Origin of the sequence: Natrialba hulunbeirensis JCM 10989, from assembly GCF_000337575.1 — an archaeon.
Taxonomy (GTDB): domain Archaea; phylum Halobacteriota; class Halobacteria; order Halobacteriales; family Natrialbaceae; genus Natrialba; species Natrialba hulunbeirensis.
On the sequence record NZ_AOIM01000019.1, the window covers coordinates 38,834 to 46,115 of the forward strand.

Annotated in this window: 7 protein-coding genes, 2 tRNA genes and 1 rRNA gene; 3 read left to right on the plus strand and 7 right to left on the minus strand. The window is 60.6% G+C overall.

Annotation, left to right across the window (positions count from 1 at the left end; all coding sequences use genetic code 11):
* Nucleotides 1-33: 33 nt before the first annotated feature.
* The 3 genes from C483_RS07660 to C483_RS07670 form a co-directional block, all read right to left on the minus strand.
* On the minus strand, nucleotides 34-315 hold the full coding sequence (locus C483_RS07660; RefSeq protein ID WP_006652785.1) for a DUF6360 family protein: 282 nt from the start codon (nucleotides 313-315) through the stop codon (nucleotides 34-36).
* A gap of 169 nt (nucleotides 316-484) precedes the next feature.
* Complete coding sequence (locus tag C483_RS07665; protein ID WP_006652786.1) at nucleotides 485-2,260, minus strand: nitrite/sulfite reductase; 1,776 nt, start codon at nucleotides 2,258-2,260, stop codon at nucleotides 485-487.
* A 137-nt stretch (nucleotides 2,261-2,397) separates the two neighbouring features.
* On the minus strand, nucleotides 2,398-2,727 hold the full coding sequence (locus C483_RS07670; RefSeq protein ID WP_006652787.1) for a hypothetical protein: 330 nt from the start codon (nucleotides 2,725-2,727) through the stop codon (nucleotides 2,398-2,400).
* 214 nt (nucleotides 2,728-2,941) lie between these two features.
* On the opposite strand from C483_RS07670, the gene C483_RS20405 reads away from it, so the two are divergent.
* The 3 genes from C483_RS20405 to C483_RS07680 all read left to right on the plus strand — a co-directional run bounded on the left by C483_RS20405 (nucleotide 2,942) and on the right by C483_RS07680 (nucleotide 4,075).
* Nucleotides 2,942-3,085, plus strand: coding sequence for a hypothetical protein (locus C483_RS20405; protein ID WP_006652788.1), 144 nt, complete (start codon nucleotides 2,942-2,944; stop codon nucleotides 3,083-3,085).
* Nucleotides 3,086-3,146: 61 nt separating this feature from the next.
* Nucleotides 3,147-3,902 (plus strand): DUF7119 family protein, encoded by a 756-nt coding sequence (locus C483_RS07675; RefSeq protein ID WP_006652789.1) that lies wholly within the window; start codon nucleotides 3,147-3,149, stop codon nucleotides 3,900-3,902.
* 99 nt (nucleotides 3,903-4,001) lie between these two features.
* A tRNA-Lys gene (locus tag C483_RS07680) sits at nucleotides 4,002-4,075 on the plus strand.
* A 341-nt stretch (nucleotides 4,076-4,416) separates the two neighbouring features.
* On the opposite strand, the gene C483_RS07685 is transcribed toward C483_RS07680, so the two are convergent.
* The 4 genes from C483_RS07685 to rrf form a co-directional block, all read right to left on the minus strand.
* Nucleotides 4,417-5,850, minus strand: a complete 1,434-nt coding sequence (locus C483_RS07685; protein ID WP_006652790.1) for an amidohydrolase family protein — start codon at nucleotides 5,848-5,850, stop codon at nucleotides 4,417-4,419.
* Nucleotides 5,851-6,044: 194 nt separating this feature from the next.
* Complete coding sequence (locus tag C483_RS07690) at nucleotides 6,045-6,827, minus strand: helix-turn-helix domain-containing protein (protein WP_006652791.1); 783 nt, start codon at nucleotides 6,825-6,827, stop codon at nucleotides 6,045-6,047.
* 165 nt (nucleotides 6,828-6,992) lie between these two features.
* Nucleotides 6,993-7,068: transfer RNA gene (locus C483_RS07695), tRNA-Cys, on the minus strand.
* A 133-nt stretch (nucleotides 7,069-7,201) separates the two neighbouring features.
* A 5S ribosomal RNA gene (rrf, locus tag C483_RS07700) occupies nucleotides 7,202-7,282 on the minus strand; the annotation flags it as partial.

Consider the following 7,282-nt stretch of genomic DNA (forward strand, 5'->3'; position numbering starts at 1 on the left):
CAACCAACAGCAGCCACCGACACGCTACAGCACCTACTCCGTCTCGCTCTCCACACGATCCGCATACGTCTCGAGTTCCCCCGCAAGCTCGCGCGCCTGATCCGGGGTTAACTCGAGTTCCTCCATGTGCTTGGGGAGGTGTTGGTCGGTAGCGTTGTCGAGTTCGAACTGGAGGCGGACGCAGTCGGGCTCCTCGCGGTCGGTCGTGGCGTTGAGGATGGCGACGGAGTCGAACTCGAACTCGTGGCCTTTCGCCGATGCCTCGACGTAGTCGAGTGTCGTGTAGGCGTTGACCCGCATCAGTCGGTCGGACATGGCTAGGGAGTCGCACTACGACCACTTAGGGACTTCCAACGGGTGGCCTCTGTGCACGCGATGGACGTGGCTCGGTCGCGTTCTCAAAAAATAGAGGACCAGTTGTCTACCGCGGTGCCCGGTGAATATCGACGAGGAGTGGGGAACGGACGTGGACAGTACGCAGAACTCAGTCGTCCGATGGGATCGGCGTCCCGTCGGCGCGTGCCGGTGCGGGGCTGTCGTCGAATCCGTCTTCCTCCGCGTAGGGGTACCAGGTTCGCTTGGTGTTGTGCAGGAACGGGTCCTCGTAGCTCGTCTCCTCGGGTTCGACGAGATCGGCAAGTTCCTCGTCGTCGCGAGCGGCGACGAACTCGCGGAAGCTCTCACCGTCTCTACGTGCATCGTCGAAGTTCCCGAGCAGGTTCTCGATCGCACCCGGCACCTCGTCGGCCGGCACGCGGTCTGCGACCCAGGAAGCGAACTGCGGGTTCTCGCCGAGGCCGCCGCCGAGGCCGATGTCAAGGGCCTCGACCGGTTCACCGTCCTTGCGGGTCTTCATCCCCCGCAGGGAGACGTCGGCGATCTGGGGCTGGGCACAGGACGCGGTACAGCCCGAGAGGTGGATGTGGAAGTCCTCGACGCCCTCGGGAAGCGAGACGTTGTCGACCAGCCAGCGCGAGAAACGCACCTGGCGGTTCTTCGTCTCGACGATCGAGAGCGAACAGAACTCGCTGCCGGTACAGGCGATCGACCCGCGCTGGAACGGGTGCGGATCCGGACTGTACTCGTCGAAGACCGGATTGTCGAGCAGCGCGTCGACCTCGTCGTCCGGCACGTCCGTCAGGATGATGTTCTGGCGCTGGGTCAGACGGACCTCGCCGGAGGCGTGCTCCTCGGCCGCGTCGGCGATCTCGTAGCCGTCGTCGATCCCGAGACGACCCACGAGGACGTTCAGGCCGATGTAGTTGTTGCCGTCGGTCTGCTCGTGAACGCCGACGTGGTCGTGCTTCCCGTCTGCGTCGCCAGCGTTGTAGCTGTAGGAGTGGCGCAGATCCTCACCCGCCGTCTCGAGTTCAAAGTCGATGTACTCCTCCTGGAGGACGTTGCGAAGCTTCTCGGCGCCCCACTCGTCAACGAGGAACTTGATACGCGCCTTGTAACGGTTCTCGCGGTCTCCGTGATCACGGAAGAGCGCGGAGATGCCACCGGCGACCTCGACGGCCTGCTCGGGCGTCACGAAGACGTCGATGTTCTTCGCGAACCGCGGCTCGTTGCGCGCCAGTCCACCGCCGACGCGGACGTTGTATCCCGTGACGGTCTCCCCGTCTACCTCCTTTTCGGCGGGCTCGAACGCCAGATCGTTGATGTCGCCCTGGCCGCAGCCCTCGTCACAGCCCGTCACCGAGACCTTCCACTTGCGCGGCAGGTTCGAGTGCGCCTCGTTCTTCTTGAACGTATCGTGCAGGTCGTCCGCAAGTCCCTGCGCGTCGACGTGCTCGTGTTTGTCCTTTCCCGCAACCGGGCAGCCGACGATGTTTCGCCAGGAGTCACCGCAGGCCTGGACCGTCGAGAGCCCGACGTCCTCGAGTGCCTCGAAGATGTCCGGTACGTCTTCGATTCGAATCCAGTGCAGTTGGATCGCCTGCCGCGTCGTCACGTCGAGCCAGCCGTTGCCGAACTCCGGGTTCGAGACCGGGCCGCGGGCGTACTCGTCTGCGATCTCGACGATGCGGCGGAACTGGCCCGGCTCGAGCACGCCGCTTGGGGGACCGATCCGCATCATGAAGTACGACTCCTGGCCGGCGCGCTGGTGGTACAGGCCGTACCACTTGAAGCGCTCGAACCAGGCGTCCTTCTCGTCGTCCGGGATCGACTCCCAGCCGTCCTCGGCGAATCGCTCGATATGGTCACGAATGTCTGTGCCGTAGATCTCGTCCTTCCACTCCTCGACATCAGTCGGCATTTGCTCACTAGATAGAGAGTGGATCATATACGCCCGTGCGTCGCGTCAGACCCGGCCGCCTCTCGCTGGTTGAGGTAGGTGTTGCCAGAACAATTGCGTGTGAACGTTCCCCAGCAGAGAGGTAGCGGCGACTCGAATTATCGGCCCGAAACCGCGGCGACCGACGGACTCTGTACTGATTCCGGCTCGTAGCGTTTGAACTCGCCCTCGACGATTCGACCGACCGGCAGCGACTCGATGCCATCACGCGTTCCACAGTCGATACACATCCCGACGGCGTCGGCGATGACGTGCGTATCGACACCTCGAAGGTCGACACCGGAAAACCCCTCGAGCATCACGTGTGGAGTCTCACAGCCGCAGAACTCGCGGGCAGGAAGCGTCCAAATATCGCTGACGCCAACCTCTCGAGAATCGTTGACGCTGATCCAGGCACCGTCGTCCAGCGTCCGTAGTGCAATGGTCATAGGCGGGCTACGTGCTCGATTACCCTCTGTGCATCGCTGGTCGCAACGTTTTGCGGCGCCGATGACGGAGTGATATGCGGAAACCGCAGTACTACGCCGCAGTGTCGGGATTCTCGCCGACCCAGACGGCGGCAACAATCCCCGCTAGAGGTGAGTACGGGTATCGCTTGCTTGCGAGGAGCTACTTATGCAACCTGCGCTCGTACCGGTGTGTATGACGAACGCGGCAGAACGGAGTCCGGAGTCAATCGACCGGGACGACGAGCGAGATGATGCCCACCTGGACGATATCGAGGAGGGTGCAGGCTGCACCGAAATCTGGGAACACCTCGCCGAACAGCGCGAGGACGACGACTGACGAAACTCCGGACGATGAGAGCGACACTTTTAGCGCTCAAGAACATACACGCTACTATCTCATGACAGACACCGGCCCTGGTGACTCCACTCGTGGACATCGCCGCGATGAGCGCGAGCGCGAGCGTGGCCGTGGCCATGACCACGAGCATGAGCGCCAGCACGAACGAAGCCGGTCAATCCCAACCGACCGAGAGTCACCCGTCGGCACACCAGTTATCCGTGGTGACGAATCTGTCACCGGTCAGCACGCAACCCGGGCCGTCCAGTTCGATCCGAACGATCCGGACAGCCTCCAGAAGGCCGCAGACACCGTTACAGAGTTCGCAACCGGTGCCAGCGATGACGACCATCTCTACATGCTCCGCGGAGCCGCCGCCTGCGCAGCACTCGTTCGCGGCGAAGGGTCGTACAAAGCCGCCGCAGAACGCGCCGGCGACGACGTCACAGTGTCGTTCATTCGCAAGTGGGCTCGCGTTCACGACCTCCCGCGGTCCGTTCGCAAACAGGTCGCACTCGGGCAAATCGCCCCCACCGCCGCCAAACACATCGCCCGCGTCGGCGGCGAAGCCCGACTCCTCCTCGCCTGGGCCGCAATCGATGCCGACCTCACCGTCCGCGATGTCCGCAGCATCGCAAGCGCCGTCAACGATGGCACACCGATCGAGGACGCACTCGCCGCGAACGGCACTCAACTCGGCCGCCTCGAACTCACACTCTCGCCAGCCAGCTACCGCGACCTCAGACGTCAGGCCTCCCTCGACGGCGTCGACCCCGGTGAGCTCGTCACGGCTGCACTCGAGTCGGCACTCGAGTAGCGAGCCTGGTTCTCGAAGTTCTTGCAGCCACGAACGGACCGCCATCCGGCACCGAAGAAAGAAACGTTTAACCACTACTCACCAATAGTGGAATACACAGGGCCGGTAGCTCAGTCTGGCAGAGCGTCTGGCTTTTAACCAGACGGTCGCGTGTTCAAATCGCGCCCGGCCCGCTTTTGCCACGAGCAAACTCGCGAGTGGCAAAACGGCTCCGCGATTTGAACGCAGAGAGGGCGTGCGAAACAGAGTGAGCACGTCCGACCGTGTGTTCATAATCGCGCCCGGCCCGCTTTCCTGTCGCAAACAAGTTCGTGAGCGACAGGTAACAGAACCGGTGCGATTTGAAGTAAACCAGAAAGGCACAGCGAAGCGAGCATTGCTGGGCGTAGTTCATAATCGCGCCCGGCCCGCTTTTCAGACGACTACCACACAGATAGCAATGCGGCGATGATAATTGATTGATACAGTCAGTTCGGTAGCGACACACTACCGAACCCACAGCAGGATCCCTGTACTACAAACCACTCTCGCGAAGAATCCGGCGTCCTGACGTGATCAGATCCTGCTGTCTCGTCCGTGCCGACTCGTTGTACAGCACCCCATCACGCTTGACGACAGTCCCGTCGACGAGCACTGTCTCCACATTGCCAGCCCCAGCCTGGAATACCACGGTCTCGACCGGATCGTGCACCGGCGTCGTGTTGATATCGTCCGTTCGAATCAGCGTCATATCCGCACGCTTGCCCGGTGTCAACGAGCCAATCTCGTCCTCAAGACCAAGCGCTCGCGCGCCGTCGATCGTCGCTAACTCGAGTGCGCGCTGTGCTGCGATCGAGACAGTTTCGATCTGTTCGTTGTTATCGACTGCCGGCTGGTTGTCGAGCGCCCGCTCGACTTGCAATGCTGTTCGCGTCTGTGTGAACATGTCGCCGCTCACGTTCGACACGATGTCGACGCCAACTGAAGGGATACCACCGCCGTCGAGCGTCTCCCGAAGCACCGGCATCCCCATTCCCATCTGCATCTCGACCTCTGGGGTAATCGATACCGAACCACCGGAGTCACCGATGAGATTGAACTCCGCCTCGGTGAGACGGTTCGCGTGTACGTAGTTCAGGTCATCACCGAGGAGGCCGAGTTCCTCGAGCGTCGAAACGCCGCCGGGACCGAGCGATCCGATATGCATCGACGCTGGAATATCGAGGTCGCGAGCGAGTTCGATGTCCTGTGCGACGACCTCGTCCGTCGCGTAGTCGGGGCCGCGGATTCCCATCGCCAGCGTGAGAAGCCCGTCGTCCGACGGGAATCGGGTCTGGTGCAGGCGCTTGATATCGTCCGGATGTGGCTCGGTGCTTTCCTCCCACCAGGTCGCACTGTCGTCGCCCGGTGGACCGTGCGCGAACACTGCACGAATACCGGCGTCTTCGAGACCGTCGATTGCACGGTTCGTGTGCCCCGGACTGTTCGCGATGTGGAACCAGTCCAGAATCGTCGTCGTCCCCGCATTGAGTTGCTCAACGGCACCGAAAAGATTCCCGAGATACGCGTCGTTCGGACGGTAGTGGCTGCTTATCTCACCCAGCATTGTCTCCAGATACTCGTTGAACGACCAGTCGCCGGCAACACCGCGAACGCCCGCTTGCCACGCGTGGAGGTGCGTGTTGACGAATCCGGGGACGACGATCGAATCGCTCGCATCGATTGTCTCTGCTCCAGAGACATCGATCGACTCACTGATTTCTGAAATACAGCCGTCCTCGACGAGAATGTCGCCGTTCTGGATAATTCCGAGATCGGGATCGACTGTGACGATCGTTCCGTCCGTAATCAGTGTGCGACTGGTTCCGGAGTCGAACGATTCGTCACTCTCACGTGTTTTCCCATCCGCACTAACACTACCAGCGCCGACCGCACCGAAAGTCAATGCTGCGAGGCCGCCAGTTGCCATGTACGTTCGGCGCGATACACCCGTCCGCTGTGTTGGGTTGTGACGTCTCATTGAATCCACACTGTTTCGTCCAGGCCGAACCAGAATAGAGATTCAGTTGGAATATACCAACTGGCTCACGATGCCGTCTCCACAGGATAAATCGAACTACCAGTATTCGCTGTAGCTGATGCTAATGCACCGACCGACAGTGTTCACTTCTCATTCCCACATCGTACCTCACTACCGGCTTGCACACCGCGCGACATCCGGCCGTGACCAGGAGTCTCCGACAGAAACGTCGTCACAAGCTTGGCTTCCGCCCGTGTTAGGCGGTACTGGAGCGTCGACACCGGCATCTCTTCGGCCTCTGCAATCTCCTGTAGGGATAGTTGACGCGGCGAACTGTAATAGCCGTATGCAGCAGCCAACTCGAGCGCCTCGCGCTGTTCGGGGGACAACTCCGAGCGAGGAATGTGACGTTCGCTCCACTCGGGTGACTGGTCGACGCGTTCGACGGTCAACTCGAGCCCGTCACGAAGGTTAGCTCGCAGTTCTTCGTGGACCGGACTCAGAGAGGCCGCAGTGTCTACGAGAATGCGCCAGCGGTACGTGCGCCCGTACTGTTCTGCTCGGCAGAGTGCACCATCTCCAAGATGCGTTGCGACGAGATAGGGGATCGATCGGCAACCAGATCCTTCGGATTGCTGGGAGTAGATTACACGGCTCGTAGGCTGTTTCGACAGGACTTCGTGCTCCCAGTCAATTTGACAACCGCCCATTCCGCGGAGGTTCGAACACCGAGATAAATTGCTAATACGCTGATCGTAGGCTTCGAGCGTGTCTTGCGGTCCAGTCACCTCGTCGACGCGCCACATCGTATCTTCTGTCGCGTGGCAAGAGACAGTCCGAGAGTACAGACCAGGATTATTGATAAACACATCCATGAGATCGTCGACACCGTCAGTGTACGTGACAGTAAAAGCGAACTCCTGCATACCGTCTTGTTTGGCCAGTATCGAAATGAAGGCTCCGTCGGAATATGCTAACGACAGTGTGCAAGTATACCGATTATCGTTTGTGCATAAAGATGCAACACTCGGACCAGACGGCGTTCAATCACATGGGAGGCACTAGTAGTGGATTGAGTTGTGTCACAAAAGAGCCAAGGGCCGGATTTGAACCGGCGGTGGGCGGCTCTGCAGGCCGCTGCGTTCGGCCGGACTCTGCCACCTTGGCGCAACTGATTGTTGTTACTGCGTTCGTTTAAGCATAGCGGTACGGCGTGACCCAGAAACGCCAGAGTGCACACATGCAAAACGCCCCACAGAGCAGGTGCTCTGTGGGGCGTGAGTATGAGTTGAAGTATGAATGAGGGCGGCGAATCGGCTCTCCCAGAGGGTCTCCCACTCCAGTACTCACCAATACGCAGGCGGGCTTATCTTCCGTGTTC